The following is a 23,831-nucleotide window of genomic DNA, read 5'->3' on the forward strand; positions in this document are numbered from 1 at the left end:
GGATTTCGCGAAATTGCTCTTGCTATTTTTCCGAAACAATGCTTATCTCCTCCCATCCCGCCTCGTGCAGAGGGACGTACGCGTCGTCACGAACGTGGAGGTGGGCTGCGATGGACGTGACGGCTGTGCCAGACGAGCGCAGTCCGGCGCGGACGGCGAAGTCGTGTGGTCCTGGCCTCTCGACGCTGAGGTCAAGTCCGCAAGCGTTGCTTGACGGCACGCGCGGGCGATGGGGGCAAGAAAGCCGATCCCCAGGGAGAGCACGAAGGACACCGTTAAAACCGATCGCGCGGGGGAGGCCGGTTGTCAGGCCCGACCTGTGGTGACTGCCGCCTGCTTTTCTTGTTGCAGGCGGGCCATGGGCCGCGGTCAACACCCGGCCTTCCCCGCGCCCTCTCATTTTCAGAGGGACGACTGCCGTATCACTCGGGTCCGACGGGCCGCGGGAATGCGACGACGCATGTCGATGATATCCGCAGCAAGACCTCACTCCCGCAACGCATCGCGTTCGATGAGCCGAGCATTTCGATTGGCCATGGGCGACGCCAGCGCCGCGGCGCCGACATCGTCCATGTCGAAGTCAATGTCGAAGCCTTCAGAGCTGCGTGGCGCGCAGCTCGATCGTGAGCGGCGCCGTCGTGCGCTTGGCGGCCGGATCGGCCGGCATCTGCAGCACGCGGGCGCGCTGGCCGGCGGCGAGGTCGGTGACCTTGACGATTCGGCCATTGGAGAATTCGAGCGCATCGTGATGTTCGGTCGGCTTGTTGGTGTCGACCTGGCGGAAGCGGGCGAGATGGGCGCCGACCTTGCGACGGAAGAAGAAGCCCTTGATGCGGACATCGTCTTCGAAGGCGAGCTCCGTGCCCGGCCGCAGGCAGACGGCGGTCAACGGGTCGTCCTTGGTGCAGAAGCCGCGGGTCTCCGTGCCGGGAAATCGACAGGAGACCAGCACGTCGGCAGTTTTGGCATCGCGGGAAGCAACAGTATGGAGGCTGTAGTCACACATGGGGAGCTCCTGAAGGCCGCCAGCACTGAGGCCGCAACGGCGTAGCAGGAGAGTTGTTCCATGTTGTTGCAGCCCCTCTGTTCGAGAACTCCCGCCGCAGGACCGGCCGGCGGCGGGAACTCGTGATCAGGTGAGATGCGCAGCTTCTTCGGCCTCGTCCTCGGCGGCGCCCCAATGCGAGGCGTCCTTGATGGTCGGATCGATGAGCTCGCCGCGCAGCAGCGCCAGCGGCGACTTCCAATACAGCGCGATGTTGTGGAACGGGTCGGTCAGCACCTTGAAGGCCCAGATCAGGCCCGTCGAGACATCCTGCATTGCAAACAGCTGGATGACGCGAAACAGACCGCCGCCAATGCCGACCGCGAGCCAGAGCAGGCCGACGTGGCGGACGAAGTCCATCCGGCCGGTCGGCTCGGCGAACAGGCCGAACAGCGTCGGAAACGCGAACAGCGCCACCGGCACCAGGCCCCACACCGTCAGCAGCACGATCTTGCGGGTCTGATTGTAGCCGACCTTGACCGCCTCCTTGTAGTCGTTGCTGACGCCGTTGACGTGGTCATAGCCGTTCGGTTCGAAGAAAAAGTGCCCGGTCTGCCGCGTCAGCATCGCGAGCCAGCCGACCAGGCCGGCCATCGCCGGATCCTTGAACAGCAGCGCATAGCACACGAGGAAGATCACGGCGCTGATCAGGTGCAGCGTCTGATTGATCCGGCTCTGATGATAGTAGCGATAGTCGTCGAAGCGCTGCGTCTGCAGCGTCTTGTAGTAGCGCGACATGCGAATCCCCGTGCCGTTGTGGAACGAGGCGAAGACGTAGAGGGCCTCAGTGAAGGTGGCGTGACATTATGATGTTGTCACAATGAAACCGACCGGGAGCGGATCGGGAGCCGCAATGTGCGCAAGTGAGCGGACTTTGTGCCGGCGCACGACTCGCCGGCTGCTCTCTCTGTCTGCCGCAAAATGCGGAGAAACGGCTTTGATCCGGATCAAAGCCGGTTGCCGATGTGGCGTGTTGTGGCCTGCATCAGCCGGCGGGCGACCTCGCCAGCCGGATCGCCTCGCTCAGGATCGCGCGGTCACCGATATGGTTGGCGAGCAGCAGCACCAGCCTGGCGCTCATGCGCAGGGCCTCGTCCTCGCTGAGGTCGCGCTGGCCGCCGATCAGCTCGGCATAGAAGTCGTCGGGATCGCTGATGTTCGGGGTGAGGGTCAGGCTCATGCCGCAAGCTCCTGCTGGACCGCGCCGCGCCTGCCGCAGGCGCGCCGGACCGCGTCCGTGATCGCGTTCTCGTCGAACTGCGGCCAGCGGGCGGTGACATATTGATCGGGACGGAACAGATAGGTCGTGCCGGGCGAGGCGCCGTATCGTGCCGCGAGCAGGCCCTTGGCATCAGCGATGTCGCGGCCGACGACGATCACCCGCGCCGTGATGCCGTCGATGCTGAGCTGCTCGGCCGTCACGGCGGGCTCGAACGTGACCACGGTGAAGCCCGAGCCGAGGCAGTTCAGCAACCAGCCGGGCTGACCCGCGATCGTCACCGGCGCATCGGCGGCATTGGTGCCAGGCGTCATCGCCCCGGGGACGCTCCCGCCGTCAGGCGTGTTCAGCAACGACGCGACATAGGGCGTCGGCGTCGACAGCCGGCCGCTGTTGACCAGCGGCCGGGCAAAGCTGTGGTTCTGTGCGAGGTCGAGCACGGCGTCGCGATAAAGGCGGCTGGCTTGCGTCTTCGGCGTGATGAAGTCGGTCGCCCGTGTCGAGTTCAGGATATTGTCGTCGGCGGCAAAGGCGCGCTCCTCGTGATAGCTGTCGATCAGGCTCTCCGGCGCCTCGCCGCGCAGCACGAGCGCCAGCTTCCAGGCGAGGTTGTCGATGTCCTGCACGCCGGTGTTGGCGCCGCGGGCGCCGAACGGCGACACCTGGTGCGCCGCGTCGCCCGCGAAGAGGACGCGGCCGTGACGGAAATTGTCGATCCGGCGGCAGGCGAACTGATAGATCGACACCCATTCGAGCTCAAATTCGGTGCTCTCGCCGAGCATGGCCCGGATGCGCGGGATCACGCGCTCGGGCTTCTTCTCCTCGTCCGGATTGGCGTCCCAGCCGAGCTGGAAGTCGATGCGCCAGATGTTGTCGGACTGGCGATGCAGCAGCACCGACTGTCCCGGATGGAACGGCGGATCGAACCAGAACCAGCGCTCGGTCGGAAACTCCGCCTTCACCCTGACATCGGCGATCAAAAAGCGGTCCTGGAAGAACTGGCCCTTGAACTCGGCGCCGACCATGCGCCGCGTATCGGAATTGGCGCCGTCGCAGGCGATCACCCATTGCGCCTCCATGGTGAAGATGCCGTCCGGCGTCTCAACCGCGAGATCAGCGCAGTCGTCGGTCTGCTTGAGGCTGACCAGCCGATGCTTCCAGCGCAGGTCGATCAGCGGAGTCCTGTTGCAGGCATCGACCAGAATCTCCTCGAGATAGTATTGTTGCAGGTTGATCATTGCCGGCCAGCGGTGGTCGGGCTCGGGCAGCAAATCGAATTGATAAGAGAGCTGGTCGCGGAAGAAAACCTTGCCGATGTTCCAACTGACGCCCTTCTCGACCATCGGCGCGGCGCAACCGAGCCGATCCCAGATCTCGAGCGGGCGTTTGGCGTAGCACACGGCGCGGGAGCCGATGCTGACGGTATCGTTGTCGTCGAGCACGACCACGGGCTGGCCGCGGGCGGCGAGATCGAGTGCCGCCGTCAGGCCGATCGGCCCGGCGCCGATCACGACGATCGGATGGCGGCGGGTCTCGCCGCTGCGCTGCTCCGCCGAGCAGACATAGGGAAATCGCGGATAGACATAGTTGCTCATGGCTGCCTCGCCTGGCGCGTTGCGGTCGGGACTGTCGGAACGAGCAATCGTTCAGTCGCTGCCTGCGAATTCCTTCTCGTGCATCCAGGCGGTGTGCCGCGGCGGCTTCTTGGTGGTCGCCCATTCGTCCACCATGGCGTGGGCGACCGACTTCATCCGCGCGATCTGGTCGGGCGTCGCGGTCCAGGCCGCGATCTCCAGCCGGTGGCCGCTCGGATCATGGAAATAGATCGATTTGAAGATGGTGTGGTCGGTGATCCCGACGACGTCGAGGCCGGCGGCCTCCGCGCGCGCCTTCGCTTCCTCGAGCTCCGCCATGTCCTTGACCTGGAAGGCGATGTGCTGGGTCCATTCCGGGGTGTTCGGATCGCGTCCCATCGGCGGCGAGTTCGGCAGCTCGAAGAAGGCGAGGATATTACCGTTTCCCGCATCGAGGAAGATGTGCATGTACGGATCGGGCGCCTTGGTGGAGGGCACCTTGTCCTCGGCGATGGCGCCGAGCAGGTCCATGTTGAGGATCTTCTTGTAGAAGTCGACGGTGGCCTTTGCGTCGGCGCAGCGATAGGCGACGTGATGGATCTTCTCGATCTGCATGATTGTCCTCCCATGATCGTTGTTGGCAGAATAGTAACGAATGATACGATTATGCGGCATTGATCCAGATCAACCCGACTGGGATCGGATCGAGGTCGCGAGGGGCTGGAAGCACGAGGACAGAGACGCAATGACGAAGCCGGCCACCGACATTCGCGACCGCAAGCAAGGCGAAGCGGCCACGGAGCGCGAGCTCCGATTGCAGCGCTATTTTCCCTACCGGCTGGCCCGGCTCGCCGAACAGGTGTCGCTGGCGGTGGCGGAGGTCTATGCCGACCGGTTCGCGCTGTCGCGCCAGGAATGGCGGATCCTGGCGGCGCTCGGCGAGCAGCCGCGGTTGCCGACCAAGGAGATTGGCCGGCTGACGACGCTCGACAAGATGAACGTCAGCCGCGCCATGCAGAGCCTGGAGGCGCGCGGGATCGTCGGCCGCAGCCGCGATCCCGCGGATGGACGGGAGCGGATCGTAGCGCTGACGGCCGCCGGCAGGGCGCTGTACCGCAGAATCGTGCCCCATGCGCTGGCGCGCGAGGCCGATCTGCTGAGCGTGCTTTCGGCCGCCGAGATCGCCACCCTGGACGCGGTCATCGACAAGCTGCTCGCAGCTGCCGAACGATCGGCCGGTGATCCCCCCGGTCGGAAGGCTTGATCGGTGCCGCCGCCGCGCTATATCGACGGTCTCTCTCCACCCCTGATAGCATGGGCCAACGCACGACGATGACCGACACCGCGACCGTTAGCCATTCCTTCCAGGCCGAAGTCTCCGAGCTGCTCCATCTGATGGTGCATTCGGTCTACTCCGAGACCGACATTTTTCTGCGCGAGCTGATTTCGAACGCCTCGGACGCCTGTGACAAGCTGCGCTACGAGGCGATCGCCAGGCCCGACCTGATCGGCGAGAGCGAGCCGCCGCAGATCCGCATCATTCCGAACAAGGCGGCGGATACGCTGACCATCGCCGACAGCGGCATCGGCATGGAGCGCCAGGAACTGATCGACCATCTCGGCACCATCGCCCGCTCCGGCACCAAGGCGTTCGTGCAGAAGCTGGCCGAGGCCAAGGACGGCACCGGCCTGATCGGCCAGTTCGGCGTCGGCTTCTACTCGGCCTTCATGGTCGCCGACCGCATCGTCGTCATCAGCCGGCGCGCCGGCGAGAATGACGTCTGGACCTGGACCTCCTCCGGCGGCGCCGGCTTCGAGGTCGCACCCGCGTCCGAGGAGGACGCCAAGCGGGTGGCGCGCGGCACCGAGATCGTGTTGCACCTCAAGGACGACGCCAGGAAGTATCTCGAAGCTTATGAGATCGAGCGCATCGTCACCGCCTATTCCGACAACATCCAGTTCCCGATCATGCTGGTGCCGGAGGAGGGCGAGCCGCGCCAGATCAACTCCGCCAGCGCCCTATGGCAGCGCTCGAAGTCCGAGCTGACGTCCGAGGATTACAGCAAGGCCTACAGGTCGATTGCGCACGCGTTCGACGAGCCGGCGATGACGCTGCACTACCGCGCCGAGGGCCGCTATTCCTATGCGGTGCTGCTGTTCGCGCCGTCAACCAAGCCGTTCGACCTGTTCGAGCCGGCGCGCAAGGGCAAGGTCAAGCTCTATGTCCGGCACGTCTTCATCACCGATGACGCCGACCTGATGCCGGCCTATCTGCGCTTCATCCGCGGCGTGATCGACAGCGAGGACCTGCCGCTCAATTTGTCGCGCGAGATGCTGCAGAACAATCCGCAGCTCGCCCAGATCCGCAAGGCGGTGACGACGCGGGTGATCAGCGAATTGGAGCAGCTCGCCGACAAGGACGCCGAGAACTTCGACAAGATCTGGGATTCGTTCGGTGCCGTCATCAAGGAAGGCCTGTACGAGGATTTCGAGCGCCGCGACAAGCTGCTGGCCCTGGCGCGCTTCACCACGACATCAGGCGAGAAGCGCTCGCTGAAGCAGTATGTCGAGGGGCTCAAGGAGAACCAGACCGAGATCTATTTCCTGGTCGGTGACAGCATCGAGCGGCTGAAGTCCAATCCGCGGCTCGAGGCCGCCAAGGCGCGCGGCGTCGAGGTGCTGCTGCTCACCGATCCGGTCGATGCGTTCTGGACCTCGGCGAGGCTCGAATATGACGGCAAGCCGCTGAAGTCGCTGAGCCAGGGCGACATCAACTTCGATCCGATCCCGGTGACAGAGCCGAAGCCCGAGGACGAGGCACAGCCGGCCGCCGACGAGGCCAACACGATCGCGCTGATCAAGGCAAGCCTCGGCGACCACGTCACCGACGTGAAGGTCTCGACCCGGCTTACCACCAGTGCCTCGTGTCTGGTCGCCGGCAGCCATGGTCCCGATCGCGAGCTGGAGCGCATCCTGTCGCAGCAGGCGCGCGGCGCCCGCACCAAGCCGATTCTGGAGATCAATCTGCGCCATCCGCTGGTCGTCGCGGTCGCGAAGGCCGCCGCCGACAAGGCCAAGGTCGACGACCTGTCGTTTCTGCTGCTCGAGCAGGCGCAGATTCTCGACGGCGAACTGCCGGAGGATCCGGCCGCGTTCGCGGCCCGGCTCAACCGGCTGGTGCTGCAGGGCGTCGCGGCGGCCTGAGGCAGGCGGGTCGCCGGGCGCGGAGGTCAGTTCTTCGCGCTCAACTGCGGGACCAGCTTGCGCCAGTGCATGATCTCGGCGCGGTAGGTCGCGGCATAGACGCCGACGTCGCCGGTGAGCGGCGTGGCGCCGACCTCCGCGAACTGCCTGCTGATGTCGGGATCGGCCAGCGCGGCGTTGATCTCGCGGTTGAGCAGCTCGACGATGGCTTCCGGCGTGCCGTGCGGCACTGCGACGCCATAGAAGCCGGAGGTTTCGAACGCCGGCAGCACGTCGGCGACCGGCGGCAGATCGGGGAAGGCGGCGGCGCGCTCGCGGGTCGAGACGGCCAGCGCCCGGACCTTGCCGCTGCGCAGGAGGTCGACGGCGGAAGCGGCGTTGTCGAACATCGCGTGGATGTGGCCGGAGGCGAGGTCGGTCAGGGCCGGCCCCGAGCCACGATAGTGCACGGTGGACCAAGTGATGCCGCCGAGGGTCCGGAACAGCTCGGCCGACAGCAGTTGGACGGTGCCGGGGCCGGCGGAGCCGACGCTGAGCTTGCCCGGGTTGGCCTTGGCATAGGCCAGGAATTCGGGCAGCGTCTTGACCGGCAGCTGCCGGCTGACCAGCAGCAGCAGCGGCATGCGCGCCATGCCGGCGACCGGCGTGAGACCTCCGTCGGCGTTCGGCGAGCCGTCGATCGAGGCCGTGATGACGTTGGCGGTCGAGGTCGCAAGGATCGTGTAACCGTCCGGCGGGGCGCTCGCGACGTTCTTGGTGGCGGTCGCGCCGCCCGCACCCGGCCGGTGATCGAGCACGAAGGGCTGGCCCAGTCGGCGGGTCAGCCGATCGCAGATCAAGAGCGACAGCCGGCCAGTGGCTCCGCCCGGGGCAAACGGAATGACCCAGGTGACGGGCTGAGCCGGATAGGGCGCATCAACTCCGGCGAACGCCGTGGTCGAAGTCATGGCTGCAACGCTGCTCCAGCCGGCGCAGCGCAGCAATGCGCGTCGTGTCATCGTGTCCTTGGGCATGCCGGCCTTCGCGTTGGCATGTTCTGGGAGCGGTACGCTAACCGGCATTTCCGAGAACTTCGTAAAGGATCGCATTCGCATCAACAGCGACGCACTCTCGGCCGGTTAACCCTCCCGGTTAACGGCTGGTCAGGCCACCCGGCCTATAAGCACGCCGAATTGGGGTGAGGGCGTTCATGAACTCCGGGCAGTCGGATCGATCTGTGGAACTCAACCCGGCCCCTCGGAAGCCGTCGGCGGCGAAGATCTGGCTGAAGGCGATCGAGCTGACCTCGCGCATCGAGGCAGAGCCGGCGCGGCTGTTCGCCGACGTGGTGGACGACTGGGCTGCGAAGCAACCCGAACGGCCGGCGCTCGTCTCCGATCGCGAGACGCTGAGCTATTCCGCCCTGTCTGCGCGCATCAACCAATACGCCCGCTGGGCGCTGGCCAACGGCATCGAGCCTGGCCACACGGTCGCTTTGATGATGCCGGGCCGGCCCGACTACCTGGCCGCCTGGCTTGGAGTCAGCCTCGTCGGCGGCGTGGTTGCGCTCATCAACACCAATCTGATCGGACCGTCGCTCGCGCATTGCATCAATGTGGCTCGGCCAGTCCATGTGATCGTCTCCAAGGACTTCCACGAAGCCTATACGGAGGTTGCGCCGGAGATCGCGGGCGGGCCGCGTGTCTGGGTTGCCGACGGCGGTGATCTCGACGTCGCGGTCGCCGCGATGGATACGCACGCGCTCGACGCAACTGAGCGCCGCGCCGTGACGATCAACGACCGCGCGCTGCTGATCTACACCTCCGGCACGACGGGCCTGCCCAAGGCCGCCAGCATCAGCCATCGCCGCATCATGAACTGGGGCGGCTGGTTTGCCGGCCTCACCGGTGCAGGTCCCGACGATCGTCTCTATGACTGTCTGCCGGTCTATCATTCCGTCGGCGGCATCGTCGCGCCCTGCAGCATGCTGCGCGCCGGCGGTGCGGCGGCGCTCGCCGAGAAATTCTCGGCGCGCAATTTCTGGCGCGACATCGTCCGTCACGATTGCACGCTGGTGCAATATATCGGCGAGCTCTGCCGCTATCTGCTGGCCGCCGCGCCGTCCGATTTCGACCGCGCCCATCGGCTGCGGCTCGCCTGCGGCAACGGAATGCGCGGTGACGTCTGGGAGGCGTTCCAGGCGCGCTTCGTCATTCCCCAGGTGCTGGAATTCTATGCCGCGACCGAAGGCAACTTCTCACTCTACAATGTCGAGGGCAGGGTGGGATCGATCGGGCGCGTGCCGTCGCTGCTCGCGCATCGCTTTCCCGCCGAAATCATCAAGCTGGACGCTGACCAGCGCGCACCCTTGCGCGGAGCTGACGGGCTGTGCCTCCTCTGCACGCGCGGCGAGATCGGCGAGGCCATTGGCCGCATCGGTACGGCGGACCAGGGAGGCGGCCGCTTCGAGGGCTATACCGATACGGGCGAGACCGAGAAGAAGATCCTGCGCGACGTCTTCGCCAAGGGCGATGCCTGGTTCCGCACCGGCGACCTGATGCGCCAGGATGACCAAGGCTTCTTCTATTTCGTCGATCGCGTCGGCGACACCTTCCGCTGGAAGGGCGAGAACGTTGCGACCAGCGAGGTGAACGAGGCGATCCTGCAATGTCCCGGCGTGTTGGAAGCATCGACCTATGGTGTCGTCGTGCCGGGCAGCGATGGACGCGCCGGCATGGCGGCGCTCGTTGTCGGCGAGAGCTTCGATCTCGATCGCCTCTCTTTAGAACTTGCCTGCCGGTTGCCGCCCTATGCGCGCCCGGTGGCGCTGCGCATCATGTCGTCGCTGCAGTCGACGGAGACCTTCAAGCAGAAGAAGCGGGAGCTGATGCGCGACGGCTTCGATCCGTCGATCGTGCACGAGCCGCTCTACGTGCGGGACGCCGGGACGGGTGCCTATTGCCTGCTCGATCGGGATATCCATGCGCGGATCCTCGCCGGCGAGGTTCGTTTGTAGATGATTTTAATCATAGGCCATGATGGGTATTTACCAACGGTCCCGAAAGATGGCTGGCAAGTCCGGCTTCCTTCACCTTCTCGTCCTATGGTCGGTTTCATCGTTTGAACAGTGAGCGGATTGGCCCATGTCGGTACGGTTAAGAATCATTGCAGCGATCAAGCAGATTGCGGACGAGCAGAAGGTCAAGCTGCCGCCGCTGACCGACGAGCTGACGTTGCACGAGACCGGCTTCGACTCGCTCGCTTTTGCCATCCTGGTCGCCCGTCTCGAGGACGATCTCGGCGTCGATCCGTTCACACTGTCCGAGGATGTGACGTTCCCCAACACGATAGGCGACTTCATCGGGGCCTATGAGAATGTCCCCGCGTGAGATCTTCGCCCTTCGCGACCATCTCGGGGCGGCGCTGACCGAGCGGACGATCTCCGATCCGCGTCACGTCCTATCGCTCGCCGAGCTCTCGCGTGGAAGCTGCCTCGGCGGCCGCGCCAAAGAGCTCAACGGACGTTCGGTGCTGCTGGCGACCTCCGGCCAGTTGCTCGCCGGCCTCGCGCTGATCGAGATCGACGGCGTCGCGCGGCGCCTGCTGCTGTGTCCGCCGGATCTCAAGGGCGAGCATCTCGCCAGCATCATCGCCGATGCGGACATCGACGTCATCGTGACCGATGAGGTCCAGCGTTTCGACGCCTGCGGCGCGGATCTCGTGATCGAGGTCGCCTTGCCGCAGCCTTCTGCCGAGGTGGTGCAGACGGTGCGCGCCACCGAATGGCTGATGCTGACATCAGGCACGTCGGGCGTGCCGAAGATTGTCGGGCATACGCTCGAGGGCCTGTGCGGCGCCATCATCGGCGACCGCCCCGTACCTGGCGAAGCGATGCCGGTGTGGGCGACCTTCTACGACATTCGCCGCTATGGCGGCCTGCAGATCTTCCTGCGTGCCATCGTCGGCGGCGGCTCGATGGTGCTGTCGGATCCGGGCGAGGGGCTCACGGACCACATCGCGCGCCTCAACGCACGCGGCGTCACTCACATGTCCGGAACGCCGTCGCATTGGCGCAAGCTGCTGATGAGTGGGTCGGTGGAAGGCTTTGCGCCGCGCTACGTGCGTCTCTCCGGCGAGATCGCCGACCAGGCCGTGCTCGACGGATTGAAGCAGGCATTTCCCGGCGCTTCGATCGGTCATGCCTACGCCTCGACGGAGGCCGGCGTCGGCTTCGCGGTCAATGATGGGCTGGAGGGTTTTCCTGCGACGCTGCTCGGCGAGGGCCGCGGGGCCGTCGACATGAAGGTCGTCGACGGCTCGCTGCGCATCCGCTCCAGGCGCGCGGCGCACGCCTACGTCGGACGCTCTGCCGCCGCCCTGACCGACACGGATGGTTATGTCGACACCGGCGACATGGTCGAGCTGCGCGGCGATCGCTACTACTTCGTCGGACGCCGCAACGGCATCATCAATGTCGGCGGGCTCAAGGTCCATCCCGAAGAGATCGAAGCCGTGATCAACGGCCATCCCGAGGTGCGGATGTCGCGCGCCAAGTCGCGACGCAGCCCGATCACCGGCGGCATCGTCGTGGCCGAGGTCGTGCTGACGGCGGATGCCGATCCGGCGCGGAGTGAGACGGTTCGCAACGAGATCTTCGCCGCGTGTCGCGCGCGTCTCGCGGCTCACAAGGTGCCGGCGACGATCCGCGTCGTGCCGGCGCTCGACGTCACACCGGCCGGCAAGCTGGCGCGCGCCGATGCATAATGTTCTCGTCACCGGCGGCAGCCGTGGCATCGGGCTCGCCATCGCGCGCAGGCTCGCGGGAGCGGGCTATGACGTCATCGCGGTGGCCCGCCGGGAGAGCGACGAACTGCGCGCCGCGATGGCCGAGTTCAGCGCCAGCAGCGCCGGCATTCATTTCCGCGCCTGCGACCTCAGCGTCGTTGACGACCTTCCGGCCTTCGTGAAGTCGGTCCGCGACGAGTTCGGTCCGCTCTATGGTCTCGTCAACAATGCCGGTCTCGGCACTGAAGGGCTGCTCGCGACCATGCACAATTCGGAGATCGAGGCGCTGGTGCGGCTCAACGTGCTGGCGCCGATGATCCTGACGAAATACGTCGTTCGCCACATGATGGCCGCGGGCGAAGGGCGGGTGATCAACATCTCCTCGATCATCGCCTCTACCGGCTACAACGGCCTGTCCGTCTATGGCGCGACCAAGGCGGCCGCCAACGGCTTCACGCGCTCGCTGGCGCGCGAGGTCGGCAAGGTCGGCATCACCGTCAACGCGATCGCGCCGGGCTTCATCGCCACCGAGCTGACGCAGAGCATGGACGAGGAGCAGCAGCGGCGCATCGCTGGCCGGAGCGCGTTGCGGCGGCTGCCGGAAACCGATGACGTGGCCGCGATGGTTGAATTCCTGCTCGGCGACGGCGGGCGCAATGTCACCGGCACCGTGCTGACGGTCGACGCAGGCAATACCGCCTGAGGCCATTTGTGGCGATCGGTCGCTCTCGCCGTTGATTTCGCTCAAGCGTCCGACGGGCGGCAGCAGCGATAGTGCCGGCGCAATCCGGAACCGGTATCCATGTTCGAGCGCATTCTGCGGTGGAGCCTCGTCGCAATCGCAATCGCGGGCCTCGCCGCGGGCGGCCTCGCGCATGTGGTCGGTCGCCCCGATCTTGCAGGGATCGCGTTCACGGCCTCGACCGTTCCTGTTATCCTCGGGCTGATCGTCTCGATCGTCCGCGATTTCCTGGCCGGCCGCATCGGCGTCGACGCGATTGCGCTGGTGTCGATGAGCGCGGCAATCATCCTCGGCGAGCCGCTGGCTGGCGCTGTCGTGGCGCTGATGTATTCCGGCGGCAACGTGCTGGAAGACATTGCCGTCGCCCGCGCCGAGCACGATCTGCGGGCGCTGGTCGATCGCGCGCCGCGCGAGGCGCATCGCCGCCGTGGCGACGACATCGACAACGTTCCGATCGCCAGCGTCGCGGTCGGTGATCGCCTGATGGTCCGCGCCGGCGAAATCATCCCGGTCGATGGCATGGTCGAAGCGACCATCGCCGTCGTCGACGAGTCGGCGCTCACGGGTGAGCCGATCCCGGTGACGAAGACGCGCGGGATGGCGATCCTTTCGGGATCGGTGAACGCCGGCGACACGTTCGAAATGGTGGTCACGGCCACCGCGGGCGAAAGCACCTATGCCGGCATCGTCAAGCTGGTGACGACGGCCCAGACCGCGAAGGCGCCGTTCGTGCGGCTTGCCGACCGCTACGCGCTGATCTTTCTGCCCGTCAGCCTCGCCATTGCGGCGGCCGCCTGGTTCGCCTCCGGCGATCTGATCCGGAGCCTCGCGGTGCTGGTCGCCGCGACGCCCTGCCCGTTGATCCTCGCCGCACCCGTGGCCTTCATCGGGGGGGTCGCGCAGGCCGCGCGCAGCGGCATCCTGGTCAAGGGCGGCGGCAAGCTGGAGGCGCTCGCGCGTGCCCATACCGTGCTGTTCGACAAGACGGGCACGCTGACCGTCGGCGGCGCGCGGCTGCTCTCGGTCGACGCGGCACCGGGCGAGGACGCCGATGCGGTGCTGCTGCTCTGCGCATCGCTCGAGCAGGCCTCGCACCACGTGGTGGCGCACGCGATCGTTCAGGCCGGCCAGGCCCGCGGGCTGAAGCTGAAGGTGCCCGAACAGGTCAGGGAGACGATGGGCTCGGGCCTCGAAGGGCTGATCGATGGCCGCCCTGTGATGGCCGGCTCGCGCGACCTCGTGCTCGGCAGCCGCACGCCGCCGGCTTGGGCAGCGCGCGCGATCCGCCGGGCGTCGTGGCGTTCGGCCCTGATCGTCTTCGTTGCGGTCGAGGGGCGCCCGATCGGGGCGCTGCTGCTGGCCGACGAGCTGCGCGCGGATACGCCGCGGGCGATCCGCTGGCTGCGCGAGGCCGGCATCGCGCGCATGGTCATGGTGACCGGGGACCGCGCCGCGGCCGCACAGGCGATCGGCGCGGCGCTCGACCTCGACGCCGTGCTGGCGGACCGTGTTCCCTCCGACAAGGTGGAGGCGGTCAAGACCGAGCAACGGCTGCATCCCACGATCATGGTCGGCGACGGCATCAACGATGCCCCTGCGCTGGCCTCCGCCGATGTCGGCATCGCGCTCGGCGCCCGTGGTGCCAGCGCCTCATCGGAAGCAGCCGACGTGGTCATTCTCGCCGATCGGCTCGATCGGGTGGGCGAGGCGATCGTGATCGCGCAGCGCGCCCGGCGCATCGCCCTGGAGAGCATCTTCGCCGGCATGGGCCTGTCGTTTGTCGCGATGGGGGCCGCCGCCTTCGGCCTGCTGCAGCCGGTGCCCGCCGCCCTGGCCCAGGAGGCCATCGACGTCGCCGTCATCCTGAACGCGCTCCGCGCTTTGTTCCCGGCTGGCCGCAGCAAGGCCGGCCGGATCACGGCCGAAGACGGCCGCGGGCTCAGGCATGATCACCAGGCGCTGCTGCGCGGCCTCGACCGCCTGCGCTCGATCGTCGATGCGCTCGACGAGGCCTCGCCCGACGGCGCCGTCGCGCTGATCATGGAGGCAAACGGCCTGGTGCAGGACAAGGTCGTGGCGCATGAGCGCGACGACGAAGGCTCGGTCTATCCGAAGCTCGCGCGGCTCCTGCAGGAGAGCCATGGCCTGTCGGCGATGAGCCGGGCGCATCGCGAGATCCTGCATCTGGCGCGGCTGCTCGGCCGGCTGGTCGAGGATCTGCCGTCCGAGCATGTGGACCGCTATCTGATCCGCGATGCGCAACGGGTGATCGAGGCGATCGAGACGCTGGTGCGCATGCACACGGCGCAGGAGGACGACATCTACGAGGCCGTGGTGGCGCGCTCGGCCGCCTGAGCCGTTCGTGTCAGCCCGGATGCCGCGGCAGGTCGATCCGTTCGTTGGCAAATTCCGCGGGACCTTCGATCAGGCGGCGAATCCGCCGCTGGCGCTCCTCGGCGGACAGGTTCGGGTCAAGCATCCGATCGATCAGCCGGATCGCATTCTGCTCGATGGCGACCGGATCCTGCGACGTGGGCTGCGCTGTTTCTGCCGGCCGCGATGCATGCAGGCCGATCATGAGCAACTGGCCGATGGCGTCGGAGCGTGTCATCTGGTGGGCCTCCGCCCAGGCGTCGATCTCGGCGGTGAGCTCCTGGGACAGCTTCACCGCACTTACCGCATCATGCCCCAGCCGGACGGCCGGGCTGTGATCCCTGCGGACGTCGGAGAATGGCGTCATGTGTTTGCCGGACGTCATCTGCCTGTTGATCATATTAGCCTAAAATATGCGGGAGGGACTGGGATTTGATTTCGATCAAGGACGTCCTAAGAAAGCGGCTTCTCGCGGCGGTTCCGCCGCCGGATGCCACGCGTGTCGCTGCCGCCAGGCGGGCCACGGAGCACAATACCGCAGACAGTCGGCAAGCCCATGCGATTCCTCCACACCTTCCAGGTCTATGATTTCCTCGACACGCTCGTCAGCCTGTTCACGGCTTTCGTGCTGGGGACGCTGATCGGCGCCGAGCGGCAATACCGGCAGCGCAGCGCCGGCCTGCGCACCAACGTGCTGGTCGCGGTTGGCGCGGCCGCCTTCGTCGACCTCGGCAACCGCCTCACCGGCGCCGACGGCGCGGTGCGGATCATCGCCTATGTGGTGTCGGGGATCGGCTTCCTCGGCGCCGGCACTATCATGAAGGAGGGCATGAACGTCCGCGGGCTCAACACCGCCGCGACGCTGTGGGCGTCCGCCGCGGTCGGCGCCTGCGCCGGCGCCGACCTGATCGCGCAATCGGTGGCGCTGACCGTGTTCGTGCTGGCCGGCAACACGCTGCTGCGGCCGCTGGTCAACGCGATCGATCGCATCCCGCTCAATGCGCAGACGTCGGAGGCGCACTACGAGATCGTCCTGACCACCGACGGGCTGCGCGCCGCCGAGCTGCGCGAGGCGCTCGACGAGCGGCTGGAGGCGGCCAAATACCCGGTGCGGGAGACCGAGGTCGTCTATCGGTCGGAGGACGTCGTCGAGATCGTCGCGACGCTGGTGCCGCTCGCGGTCGATACGGTCGATCTCGACCGCGTCGTGTCCGAGCTGGCGAAGCTCGCCGGGGTCCGTCATGCGACCTGGAACGTCAGAGCGCTGGTGTGACGGCATTGGCCGACCAGCATCGCCGCACCGGCGGCGGGGCGCTCGCCACACCTCGTGGCTGCCTGCCGCCGGCGGTCGTCGCAAGCTCCCCACCCACGTCATGGTTCGACATCCCCCGCATCGCTCATCGCGCCCATGCGAAAGTTCCATGTCGCGCCTGAACCATCGCTGAATGCAGCGCCGTCAGTCGTCGGGCGTGCGGCAGCTCCATCGTCAGTGCCCGCCGCGGGCGAAGATCTCGTAGAAGCCGAGCACGATCTCGCAGGCGATCAGGATGACGACGATGACCTCGAGCCGCAGCGAGCGCTTGGTGTCGATGATGTCGGCGAGCGTGGTCGCCGTCTCGGCGATCACCGCGAGCTTGCGGTTGAGGGTTTCCTCCCGCTCCTTCAGCTCATACTCGTCCTCGAGCCGCGCATAGAGCCGCTCCAGATCGGGCCGGTCCCACAATACGTCCGGCTTCTCACCGACCGCCACGCGGCCGGAGACCCGGTGCTGCACCAGCAGCGCCTCGCCGAGCAGCTTGAGCATCGCCACCCGGCTCTTCGAGGTTCGCCCCAGCATCGCCAGCTCGCGCGCGAACGGCTCGATGGTGTCGAACACGTTGGCGATCTCGCGCTCGCTGCGGCCGAGCACGACGCTTTTCGCCAGCGCATCGGCGACGATGAGCAGTCGCTCCAGCGACAATTCCTTGACCAGGACCGGGCCGCCGACCGGGATCGGCTCGTCGGATTCGCGCGCGACCTGGACCTTCGCCGTCTCTTCCTCGTGCGGCGCGATCGGGCCGAACAGCCGCGCGCTTAGCCGGTCGAGGAAGTTGATCTCCTCGGCCACCGACAGGCCGATGAAGACGACGACGCCGTAGCGGAAGACCACGGCGACTCCCGTCTCGCCGATGCGGACCGCCAGCGGCGTCGCCGACAGCACCTGGCCTTCGAAGCCGGCGGTATTGATGCGGTCCGCGATCTGGAGCGCGCGGGCGGCGAGTTGTGGAACGGGTGAGGTGTCGGCCATGATGACGAAAGGCTAGCACGTCATTGCCGATGGAACGATAACGCGGCGCAATCCGTCTGGCGACACGTCCGCTGCCGAATATCGTTGCGTGAACCCGCTTGACAGGAATGAACGTAGCTCCTCATTGGACGCGCACCCCGGACGGATGCCTCTCGATGTCGAAGACCAGCGCTGCGGACTACTATGCCTCGATTCCGGTGTTTCGCGGCTTTGCGCGCCTGATGGAGCCGCAGCTCTACCAGCCGGTGCCGGATGATTGGCTGATCGGCACGGCCGACATCGTCGAGTCGACCAAGGCGATCGCCGACAAGCGCTACAAGGCGGTCAACATGGCCGGGGCGGCGGTCATCGCCGCAGTCACCAATGCCTTGGAGGGGCGCGAATTCCCGTTCGTGTTCGGCGGTGACGGCGCCAGCTTCGCCGTCAGCCCGGATGACGAAGCGGCCGCGCGCGAGGCCCTTGCCGCCACCGCGACCTGGGTCAGGGAGGATATCGCTCTGGCGATGCGCGTCGCGCTGGTGCCGGTGAGCGCCGTCCGCGCGCAGGGGCTCGACGTCCGCGTGGCGCGCTACGGTCCATCGGCCAATCTGTCCTACGCGATGTTCGCGGGCGGCGGATTGGGCTGGGCCGAAGCTGCGATGAAGCGGGGCGAGTTCGCGATTCCCCCGGCGCCGTCCGGTGCGCAGCCCGATCTGTCCGGACTCTCGTGCCGCTTCGAGGAGATTCCGGCGGCGCGTGGGGTCATTCTGTCGGTGCTGGTGCTGCCGGCCCCGGGCGCGGATGCGCAGGCCTATCGCAAGGTGATCGAGGAGATCATCACGCTCACCGAGCGCAGCCCCGATGCCGGGCGGCCGGTGCCAGCCGGCGCGCCGGCGTTGCGATGGCCGCCGCAGGGATTTGGCTACGAGGTCCGCGCCGCGCGCGGACCGCTGTTTTCGCGCTGGGCCCGCGTGCTCGGACGTACGTTGTTCGTCTATGCCGTGATGCGGTTCAACATCAGCATCGGCGGCTTCGTGCCGGATCTCTACAAGCAGCAGGTGGTCGAGAATTCCGACTTCCGCAAATATGACGATGCGCTGCGCATGATCCTCGACTGCACCGACGAGCTCGCGCAGGAGCTGGAGCGCCGGCTCGGCGCGGCGGCCTCGCGCGGCATCGTCCGCTACGGGCTGCATCGGCAGGATGCCGCGATGATGACCTGCTTCACGCCGTCCGCGATCCGGCCCGATCACGTCCACTTCATCGACGGCGCACGAGGCGGCTACGCGTCGGCTGCGACCGCGTTGAAGGCCGCGGTCGCCTGAGCGCGGATCAGCGTGAGCGGGTCCAAGTCTCGCCGCCGCACAGCGATCCGACGCAGCCTTCCACCTTCAGCGTATCCGGGCCGGAAACGGAGATGTGGCTGGTGTAGCTCTGGCCGTCATCGGCGTTGTAGATCTTGCCGGACCATTTGTTCGGCCCCTCCGGGTGAACGCCTTCGAACAGTTGCAGCCCGATGATCGGGCGGTTGGCCAGCGAGCGATTCGGATTCTTGTTGTCGACGGCCGGCTTGCCGGTGTCGGTGTCCATCGGCTCCTTCAGCCACACGACGGTGCCGCAGAGATTAGCGCCGCATTTGGCGACCTTGATCCTGGCGTCGCCCGCCTGGGTCAGCCAGGTGCCGGTCGGATCATCGGCGGCCAAAGCGGGCTGCGCCATCACGACGGTCGCCAGCGCTAGACCAGCCAAACGCAATTTCCAAATCATCTTACCCCCCGTTGAAGCCGCGTTTCCATAACAGCAAACGGCGCAGTTGCAATCGTCGAGGTGCGGTTGTCCAAAGCGGGATCATCACGATCAGGTGCATGGCTGCCGAGCCGTCTCAATCCCTTGTTCGGTTGTCTCATGCATGTGCCGGGAAATGATTTTGACTGCCGCAACAAACTCCGCTGTCGTCCCGGCCCTTGAGCCGGGACCCATATCCCCAGGGAGCGGTTTGAGGCACGCCGGCCATTGGCTTTTCGCATCTCACGTCCGCCGCGGCGTATGGGTCCCGGATCGGCGCCATGCTGCGCTGGCGCGCGTCACGGCTTGTCCGGGACGACGACGGCGGGTGAGGCGGTTTCACGGTTCAAACAGCGATGGACATGGCTTTGCAGTCTCGCGGCCCTTCACGCCCGAGGTCTGCGATCATCGTGGCCCCTGCAAAAATGCAGAGGGCGCAGGGAATGCCGGGTGAAGGCCTCACCCATGGCCCGCCTGCGAAAAAAATGCAGGCGGCAGGTACCACAGGCAAAGCCGATTCAACCGGCATTCCCTGCGCGACGGTCTTCACGCTTATACGCAGTCTCCTTGGTGCGCCGGGCTTGTTGGCCACCATCCCCAGCGCCATGCGTTAGCATTGCGCCAGGTTGACACCAGCTTCGGGGTGTCAGGACGCTGCGACTTCACGTCCGCGCGCTACCGTTCGTCCGCACGCCGATAAGCATGCTGCGGCAGCAACGCGGCCATCGCATCCCCACCTCGCGTGTCGTGACGATCGCACGCAACGCCCCTTGTGTACGCCAGATCTGCCAGAATGCGCGAACGGGCGGTTCTCGCAAAACCGCCCGTCGCTGGATCTGAGCCCGTAACGCCCCAAACGCGGCAGAGCCTGTATCAGAGCGAGGGACAGCTCCGGTGATCTTCCTCAACCCGAACAGTTGCAAGGGCTTCGAGCCCATACAAGGCAAGGAAGGGAGTGGATGATGACACAGATCGCAAATGATGTCGCTGGTATCGATGTGGCCAAGGACAAGGTGGACGGCTGCATTCGGAAACTCGGAGTACGGCAGGCATTCCCGAGCAGTTCGCTTGGGCATCGCCAGCTGGTGGCCTTGCTTCGCAAGCACAAGGTGACCAAGGCCGTCATGGAGGCCAGCGGCGGCTATGAGCGCGAATGGGCCAAGGCGCTGCGCGAGGCCGGGATAGAGGTGCGGATCGTTGATCCCAAACGGGTTCGCAGCTTCGCCTTGTCGGCGGGTCGACTGGCGAAGAACGACACGATCGACGCAGAGATGATCGCCTGGTTCGCCGAGACGTTCGACGAGGCACCGAGCCAGACCTACGATGCTGCACGCGAGGAACTGGCGGGGCTGGTGAAAGCGCGCAAGAATCTGATGGATCTGAAAACCCGTTTGCAGAACCAGACCGAGCATGTTGTGCCGGGATTGGCGCAGAAGGCCCATTCCCAGGTGTTGAAGACGCTCGCGGCTCAGATTGTGAAGCTCGAGGCTGCGATCTTCGCCAGGGTCAAGGCGACGCCGGAATTTGCCGAGCGCGCCGAGATCATTGAAAGTGTGCCGGGGCTTGCCGTCACGACCTCCGCGCTCCTCATCGCAGGAGCGCCGGAACTCGGCAAGGTGAGTGACAGGATCGCCGCTGCCCTGATCGGTGTTGCCCCTTACGACGACGACAGCGGCAAGCGCCGAGGCGAGCGCCACATCAAGGGAGGTCGGCGCTGGGTGAGAAACGGCCTGTTCCTTCCCTGCCTCGGGGCAGCGACGCAGCATAATCCGGTGCTCACGACCTACTATGAACGCCTCATCGCCAAGGGCAAAGAGCCGAAAGTTGCCCTCATCGCCTGTATGCGCAAGCTGATCATCATCCTCAACACGATGATCGCCCGCGGCGAAAAATGGAATCCCAAGCAGCTGCGCGTTGCGATGAACTGATCGAGCGCCACACTGCGCTCGGTCCACGACCGAGTGCATGCCAAGCCAACAGGAGGGCGAGCGGACGGGGTCAAGGCCTTCAGCCGCCGAAGGCGGGGGCGCGTCTCGCGCCAGCCTTGAGGCCGGCCGTTCGCCGGCCTACACAGCACAGTTGCTCCGAAGTGAGGCGGGATGCGCGCATCAAAGCATAATTTCTGAATTTCGTAAAGATAATTCTGCCCGACGGGCAGTTTGCGCAAGGCACATCTGTGGCGACTCCTGCCTCGAGCCAGCAGGACGATTGCTCCGTTCGAGATCGGGCCGGACCGCTCGGAGGTCGACCTACACCCGATCATGGCTGCCAGGACCGTGTAACGGAACGAACCGCGTGACCGGCCGTTACCCCTGCGCTGCATCATTTCTCGGATCCTCCGGTTGTCGTGCACGCCTTTCCATGAGGGCAGATGATGACCGCAGCCCGGACCACAGCGCGCAAGCTCGCAGCCTCAACGCCCAGCCTCCTGACCAACCCGACACCGTCCCTCGAGCCCCTGACGCGTCGCGGCCGGTCGCTGGCGAAGACTCATCCATTTCTTCTGGCGGCAGCGGCGGCCACGGCCGTCCTGGCCGTCACAGCACTGATCAATCGCCGCCTCGCCAAGTCGGCCGAACGGGCCAATCCCCCCGCCGGCCAGTTCATGGACGTCGACGGCGTCCGGCTGCACTATGTCGAGCGCGGCACCGGCGTGCCGCTGGTGCTGCTGCATGGCAACGGCAGCATGATCCAGGACTTCGCCTCCAGCGGCCTGATCGATCTGGCGGCGCAGAACTACCGTGTCATTGCATTCGACCGGCCGGGCTTCGGCCATAGCGACCGGCCGCGCAACGTCGTGTGGACGCCGACGGCGCAGGCCCGGCTGATCAAGAGCGCACTCGACCGCCTGGGCGTATCGGAGGCCTTCGTCCTGGGTCACTCCTGGGGCGCATCCGTTGCCGTCGCGCTTGCCCTCGAACATCCGGCCATGGTCAAGGGCATGGTGCTCGCCTCCGGCTATTACTATCCGACCTTCCGGTCTGACGTGGTGGCCGGATCGGCTCCGGCCATTCCGTTGCTGGGCGATATTCTGCGCTACACGATCTCCCCTCTGATCAGCCGCATGATGTGGCCGCTGCTGATGGCCAAGCTGTTCGGTCCGCGGTCGGTTCCGGCGAAGTTTGCTGGCTTTCCCAAGGAAATGGCGGTTCGGCCGTCGCAGATCCGCGCCTCCGCCGCGGAGGCCGCGCTGATGATTCCCGATGCTTTCCGCTTCAGGAGGGCGTACGGTGAGCTGAAGATGCCGGTCGTGATCGTCGCCGGCGATCAGGATCGCCTGATCGACATCGACGCGCAGTCCAGACGGCTTCATCACGACGTCAGCCAGAGCACCTTTCGCCGCGTGCGCGGCGCCGGCCACATGGTGCATCAGACGGCCACCGAGGCCGTCATGTCCTCGATCGACGAAGTCGCAGCGGCGGCGTAGTCGGAGGGCGAATATGGCTGCGGCTGCCGGATTGCGGGATCCGTAGCTTGCGGAGCAGCGACGAAAGGGGGAATCGAACTCATGCCGGCCGAGGACGCGTGCATGCCGATCTGGCACGAAAAGCATCTGCGGGCCGCTACCAAAGCTGCCGGCGTGGCCTTGTGGTCGTGGAACGTCGACACCGATGCGATCACGATGGACGAGCGCGCCTACGAGCTGTGGGAGGTGCCCAAGAGCAAGAGCAGGATCACGTTCGAGGTGCTCTCCCAGAACATTCACCCCGCCGATCTCGAACGGGTGAGATCGGCGTTTTCAGCGACGCGGGCGATCGTCGGCGCTTATGAGATCGATTTTCGCATTCTCGCGGATGGCGAAATCCGCTGGATTTCCGCCCGCGGCCAAGGTGACGATGCCGACATCGCCGAGCGGCTGATGTTCGGCATCTTCCTCGACGTGACCCAGCGCAAGCAGGCCGAAGAAGCCAACGAGCTGCTGGCGGGCGAGATGAGCCATCGGGTCAAGAACCTGCTGACGATCGCCACCGCGCTGACGCAGATGACGTCGCGCACGGCGGCGACAAAGGAGGACATGGCCCACGAGCTCGCCAGCCGGCTGATCGCGCTGGGCCGTGCCCAGGATCTGATACGTCCGCGGCCGGGCGGGACGAACCAAGCAGCCCTGCTCGGCGATCTCGTCTCCGTGCTGCTTGCCCCCTACGACGAGAAAGGCGCCAGCGTCCGCATCCGTGTGTCGGTGCCCAAGATGAATGTCGGAGAACGCTCGAGCACGACATTGGCGCTGGTGATCCACGAGCTCGCGACCAACTCGGCGAAATACGGCTCGTTGTCGGTTTCGAGCGGCACGCTGGACGTGTCGTGCAGCGCGCATGACGACGAAGTGGTGATCATGTGGACCGAGCGCGGCGGGCCGCCGAAGTCGGCCGACACCACCGAAGGCTTCGGCAGCAAACTGATCCATCGCAGCATGAACGCCCAGCTCGGCGGCACCATCGCCTTCGACTGGTCCGACGAAGGCCTGGTCGTAACGCTGCGCATGAGCCGCGAGCGGATGGCGAATTGAGGGTGAGAGGACGCATGTTCGCCCTCGAGACAGACGTCGTAGGGTGGGCAGAGCGCAGCGTGCCCACCTGACTTGCTAAGGGCGATCCTGTGCAGACAAAATAGCCGCCAGCATCGCAGCAAGCGTTTCTCTGCTTGTGCCCACCCTGGTCTCGAGCTCGAACAGCTCGATTCCATTGCACACTTCGTTCAAGCAGTTTCCCAATGCGATCAGCTCATCGGGCGCTGCAGTGATCGCAAATCGACCGTCTGCCATACGCTCAATCGTCATCACGGCCGCTCCGCTGCGGAGGGAGATGGTGGGCACGCTACGCTTTGCCCACCCTACGAACTACGAACTTGGCTCGTAGCGC

At 66.0% G+C, this 23,831-nt stretch carries 22 protein-coding genes; 12 read left to right on the forward strand and 10 right to left on the reverse strand.

The genetic code is table 11. From position 1 onward, the window contains the following. Window positions 1-595 precede the first annotated feature (595 nt). The 5 genes from QW881_RS06065 to QW881_RS06085 form a co-directional block, all read right to left on the reverse strand. A complete protein-coding gene (locus QW881_RS06065) occupies window positions 596-1,006 on the reverse strand; it encodes a hypothetical protein (protein ID WP_315736422.1) in 411 nt (136 codons plus the stop codon). A gap of 126 nt (window positions 1,007-1,132) precedes the next feature. Continuing rightward, window positions 1,133-1,783, reverse strand: coding sequence for an Mpo1-like protein (locus tag QW881_RS06070; RefSeq protein ID WP_315758754.1), 651 nt, complete (start codon window positions 1,781-1,783; stop codon window positions 1,133-1,135). 247 nt (window positions 1,784-2,030) lie between these two features. Next, a complete protein-coding gene (locus QW881_RS06075; RefSeq protein ID WP_315758753.1) occupies window positions 2,031-2,225 on the reverse strand; it encodes a DUF2783 domain-containing protein in 195 nt (64 codons plus the stop codon). After that, the gene (locus QW881_RS06080) at window positions 2,222-3,859 is read right to left on the reverse strand and encodes an FAD-dependent oxidoreductase (protein WP_315758752.1); all 1,638 of its coding nucleotides are present in this window, start codon (window positions 3,857-3,859) and stop codon (window positions 2,222-2,224) included. The genes QW881_RS06075 and QW881_RS06080 overlap by 4 nt, the downstream gene beginning before the upstream one ends. A gap of 51 nt (window positions 3,860-3,910) precedes the next feature. Continuing rightward, entirely contained in the window at window positions 3,911-4,453 is a 543-nt protein-coding gene (locus QW881_RS06085; protein WP_315758751.1) for a VOC family protein, read from the reverse strand. Window positions 4,454-4,583: 130 nt separating this feature from the next. On the opposite strand from QW881_RS06085, the gene QW881_RS06090 reads away from it, so the two are divergent. Both QW881_RS06090 and htpG read left to right on the forward strand, forming a co-directional pair. After that, window positions 4,584-5,102 carry a MarR family winged helix-turn-helix transcriptional regulator gene (locus QW881_RS06090; RefSeq protein ID WP_315758750.1) on the forward strand — a complete coding sequence of 173 codons (519 nt, stop codon included), beginning with the start codon at window positions 4,584-4,586 and terminating at the stop codon, window positions 5,100-5,102. Between the two features lie 68 nt (window positions 5,103-5,170). Further along, window positions 5,171-7,042, forward strand: coding sequence for a molecular chaperone HtpG (htpG, locus tag QW881_RS06095; protein WP_316158369.1), 1,872 nt, complete (start codon window positions 5,171-5,173; stop codon window positions 7,040-7,042). A gap of 26 nt (window positions 7,043-7,068) precedes the next feature. Here the strand turns inward: htpG and QW881_RS06100 are convergent, their stop codons facing one another. Continuing rightward, window positions 7,069-8,055 (reverse strand): tripartite tricarboxylate transporter substrate binding protein, encoded by a 987-nt coding sequence (locus tag QW881_RS06100; RefSeq protein ID WP_315758748.1) that lies wholly within the window; start codon window positions 8,053-8,055, stop codon window positions 7,069-7,071. Window positions 8,056-8,231: 176 nt separating this feature from the next. On the opposite strand from QW881_RS06100, the gene QW881_RS06105 reads away from it, so the two are divergent. From QW881_RS06105 to QW881_RS06125, 5 genes are all read left to right on the forward strand, one after another. Then, window positions 8,232-10,037 carry a long-chain-acyl-CoA synthetase gene (locus tag QW881_RS06105; RefSeq protein ID WP_315758747.1) on the forward strand — a complete coding sequence of 602 codons (1,806 nt, stop codon included), beginning with the start codon at window positions 8,232-8,234 and terminating at the stop codon, window positions 10,035-10,037. 127 nt (window positions 10,038-10,164) lie between these two features. Next, the gene (locus QW881_RS06110; protein WP_315716519.1) at window positions 10,165-10,410 is read left to right on the forward strand and encodes an acyl carrier protein; all 246 of its coding nucleotides are present in this window, start codon (window positions 10,165-10,167) and stop codon (window positions 10,408-10,410) included. Beyond that, window positions 10,397-11,785 carry a fatty acid--CoA ligase family protein gene (locus QW881_RS06115; RefSeq protein WP_315758746.1) on the forward strand — a complete coding sequence of 463 codons (1,389 nt, stop codon included), beginning with the start codon at window positions 10,397-10,399 and terminating at the stop codon, window positions 11,783-11,785. Before QW881_RS06110 ends, QW881_RS06115 begins: the two co-directional genes overlap by 14 nt. Beyond that, the gene (locus QW881_RS06120; protein ID WP_315736432.1) at window positions 11,778-12,509 is read left to right on the forward strand and encodes an SDR family NAD(P)-dependent oxidoreductase; all 732 of its coding nucleotides are present in this window, start codon (window positions 11,778-11,780) and stop codon (window positions 12,507-12,509) included. The genes QW881_RS06115 and QW881_RS06120 overlap by 8 nt, the downstream gene beginning before the upstream one ends. A 99-nt stretch (window positions 12,510-12,608) precedes the next feature. After that, window positions 12,609-14,903 carry a heavy metal translocating P-type ATPase gene (locus tag QW881_RS06125; protein ID WP_315758745.1) on the forward strand — a complete coding sequence of 765 codons (2,295 nt, stop codon included), beginning with the start codon at window positions 12,609-12,611 and terminating at the stop codon, window positions 14,901-14,903. 10 nt (window positions 14,904-14,913) lie between these two features. On the opposite strand, the gene QW881_RS06130 is transcribed toward QW881_RS06125, so the two are convergent. Beyond that, complete coding sequence (locus QW881_RS06130) at window positions 14,914-15,321, reverse strand: hypothetical protein (protein WP_315758744.1); 408 nt, start codon at window positions 15,319-15,321, stop codon at window positions 14,914-14,916. A 156-nt stretch (window positions 15,322-15,477) separates the two neighbouring features. On the opposite strand from QW881_RS06130, the gene QW881_RS06135 reads away from it, so the two are divergent. Then, window positions 15,478-16,194 (forward strand): MgtC/SapB family protein, encoded by a 717-nt coding sequence (locus QW881_RS06135; protein WP_315758743.1) that lies wholly within the window; start codon window positions 15,478-15,480, stop codon window positions 16,192-16,194. Between the two features lie 213 nt (window positions 16,195-16,407). On the opposite strand, the gene QW881_RS06140 is transcribed toward QW881_RS06135, so the two are convergent. After that, on the reverse strand, window positions 16,408-17,208 hold the full coding sequence (locus QW881_RS06140) for an RMD1 family protein (protein WP_315777672.1): 801 nt from the start codon (window positions 17,206-17,208) through the stop codon (window positions 16,408-16,410). Window positions 17,209-17,363: 155 nt separating this feature from the next. On the opposite strand from QW881_RS06140, the gene QW881_RS06145 reads away from it, so the two are divergent. Beyond that, on the forward strand, window positions 17,364-18,512 hold the full coding sequence (locus QW881_RS06145; protein WP_315758742.1) for a DUF3095 domain-containing protein: 1,149 nt from the start codon (window positions 17,364-17,366) through the stop codon (window positions 18,510-18,512). Between the two features lie 7 nt (window positions 18,513-18,519). On the opposite strand, the gene QW881_RS06150 is transcribed toward QW881_RS06145, so the two are convergent. Further along, complete coding sequence (locus tag QW881_RS06150; protein ID WP_315736438.1) at window positions 18,520-18,954, reverse strand: DUF2147 domain-containing protein; 435 nt, start codon at window positions 18,952-18,954, stop codon at window positions 18,520-18,522. A gap of 980 nt (window positions 18,955-19,934) precedes the next feature. Here QW881_RS06150 and QW881_RS06155 point away from each other — a divergent pair. The 3 genes from QW881_RS06155 (at window position 19,935) to QW881_RS06165 (ending at window position 23,479) form a co-directional block, all read left to right on the forward strand. Further along, window positions 19,935-20,900 (forward strand): IS110 family transposase, encoded by a 966-nt coding sequence (locus QW881_RS06155; protein WP_316172339.1) that lies wholly within the window; start codon window positions 19,935-19,937, stop codon window positions 20,898-20,900. A gap of 446 nt (window positions 20,901-21,346) precedes the next feature. Further along, entirely contained in the window at window positions 21,347-22,399 is a 1,053-nt protein-coding gene (locus QW881_RS06160; RefSeq protein WP_315754554.1) for an alpha/beta hydrolase, read from the forward strand. Window positions 22,400-22,501: 102 nt separating this feature from the next. Continuing rightward, window positions 22,502-23,479, forward strand: coding sequence for a sensor histidine kinase (locus QW881_RS06165; protein ID WP_315754276.1), 978 nt, complete (start codon window positions 22,502-22,504; stop codon window positions 23,477-23,479). Between the two features lie 75 nt (window positions 23,480-23,554). Here QW881_RS06165 and QW881_RS06170 read toward each other — a convergent pair whose 3' ends face one another. Continuing rightward, window positions 23,555-23,749: a hypothetical protein gene (locus QW881_RS06170; protein WP_315754274.1), complete on the reverse strand. Its 195-nt coding sequence runs from the start codon at window positions 23,747-23,749 to the stop codon at window positions 23,555-23,557. Window positions 23,750-23,831 lie beyond the last annotated feature (82 nt).

The sequence above is a fragment of the Bradyrhizobium sp. SZCCHNS3016 genome, from assembly GCF_032484535.1.
In the GTDB taxonomy this organism is placed as follows: Bacteria; Pseudomonadota; Alphaproteobacteria; order Rhizobiales; family Xanthobacteraceae; genus Bradyrhizobium.

Excerpts from the sequence above, each read along its gene's own strand:
- QW881_RS06150 (WP_315736438.1), bottom strand. The coding sequence starts at position 18,954 with ATGATTTGGAAATTGCGTTTGGCTGGTCTAGCGCTGGCGACCGTCGTG.
- QW881_RS06165 (WP_315754276.1), top strand. The coding sequence starts at position 22,502 with ATGCCGATCTGGCACGAAAAGCATCTGCGGGCCGCTACCAAAGCTGCC.
- QW881_RS06070 (WP_315758754.1), bottom strand. The coding sequence starts at position 1,783 with ATGTCGCGCTACTACAAGACGCTGCAGACGCAGCGCTTCGACGACTAT.
- QW881_RS06065 (WP_315736422.1), bottom strand. The coding sequence starts at position 1,006 with ATGTGTGACTACAGCCTCCATACTGTTGCTTCCCGCGATGCCAAAACT.
- QW881_RS06090 (WP_315758750.1), top strand. The coding sequence starts at position 4,584 with ATGACGAAGCCGGCCACCGACATTCGCGACCGCAAGCAAGGCGAAGCG.
- QW881_RS06080 (WP_315758752.1), bottom strand. The coding sequence starts at position 3,859 with ATGAGCAACTATGTCTATCCGCGATTTCCCTATGTCTGCTCGGCGGAG.
- QW881_RS06120 (WP_315736432.1), top strand. The coding sequence starts at position 11,778 with ATGCATAATGTTCTCGTCACCGGCGGCAGCCGTGGCATCGGGCTCGCC.
- QW881_RS06130 (WP_315758744.1), bottom strand. The coding sequence starts at position 15,321 with ATGATCAACAGGCAGATGACGTCCGGCAAACACATGACGCCATTCTCC.
- QW881_RS06105 (WP_315758747.1), top strand. The coding sequence starts at position 8,232 with ATGAACTCCGGGCAGTCGGATCGATCTGTGGAACTCAACCCGGCCCCT.
- QW881_RS06100 (WP_315758748.1), bottom strand. The coding sequence starts at position 8,055 with ATGCCCAAGGACACGATGACACGACGCGCATTGCTGCGCTGCGCCGGC.
- QW881_RS06160 (WP_315754554.1), top strand. The coding sequence starts at position 21,347 with ATGACCGCAGCCCGGACCACAGCGCGCAAGCTCGCAGCCTCAACGCCC.
- QW881_RS06170 (WP_315754274.1), bottom strand. The coding sequence starts at position 23,749 with ATGACGATTGAGCGTATGGCAGACGGTCGATTTGCGATCACTGCAGCG.
- QW881_RS06085 (WP_315758751.1), bottom strand. The coding sequence starts at position 4,453 with ATGCAGATCGAGAAGATCCATCACGTCGCCTATCGCTGCGCCGACGCA.
- htpG (WP_316158369.1), top strand. The coding sequence starts at position 5,171 with ATGACCGACACCGCGACCGTTAGCCATTCCTTCCAGGCCGAAGTCTCC.
- QW881_RS06110 (WP_315716519.1), top strand. The coding sequence starts at position 10,165 with ATGTCGGTACGGTTAAGAATCATTGCAGCGATCAAGCAGATTGCGGAC.
- QW881_RS06140 (WP_315777672.1), bottom strand. The coding sequence starts at position 17,208 with ATGGCCGACACCTCACCCGTTCCACAACTCGCCGCCCGCGCGCTCCAG.
- QW881_RS06145 (WP_315758742.1), top strand. The coding sequence starts at position 17,364 with ATGTCGAAGACCAGCGCTGCGGACTACTATGCCTCGATTCCGGTGTTT.
- QW881_RS06115 (WP_315758746.1), top strand. The coding sequence starts at position 10,397 with ATGTCCCCGCGTGAGATCTTCGCCCTTCGCGACCATCTCGGGGCGGCG.
- QW881_RS06135 (WP_315758743.1), top strand. The coding sequence starts at position 15,478 with ATGCGATTCCTCCACACCTTCCAGGTCTATGATTTCCTCGACACGCTC.
- QW881_RS06125 (WP_315758745.1), top strand. The coding sequence starts at position 12,609 with ATGTTCGAGCGCATTCTGCGGTGGAGCCTCGTCGCAATCGCAATCGCG.
- QW881_RS06155 (WP_316172339.1), top strand. The coding sequence starts at position 19,935 with ATGACACAGATCGCAAATGATGTCGCTGGTATCGATGTGGCCAAGGAC.
- QW881_RS06075 (WP_315758753.1), bottom strand. The coding sequence starts at position 2,225 with ATGAGCCTGACCCTCACCCCGAACATCAGCGATCCCGACGACTTCTAT.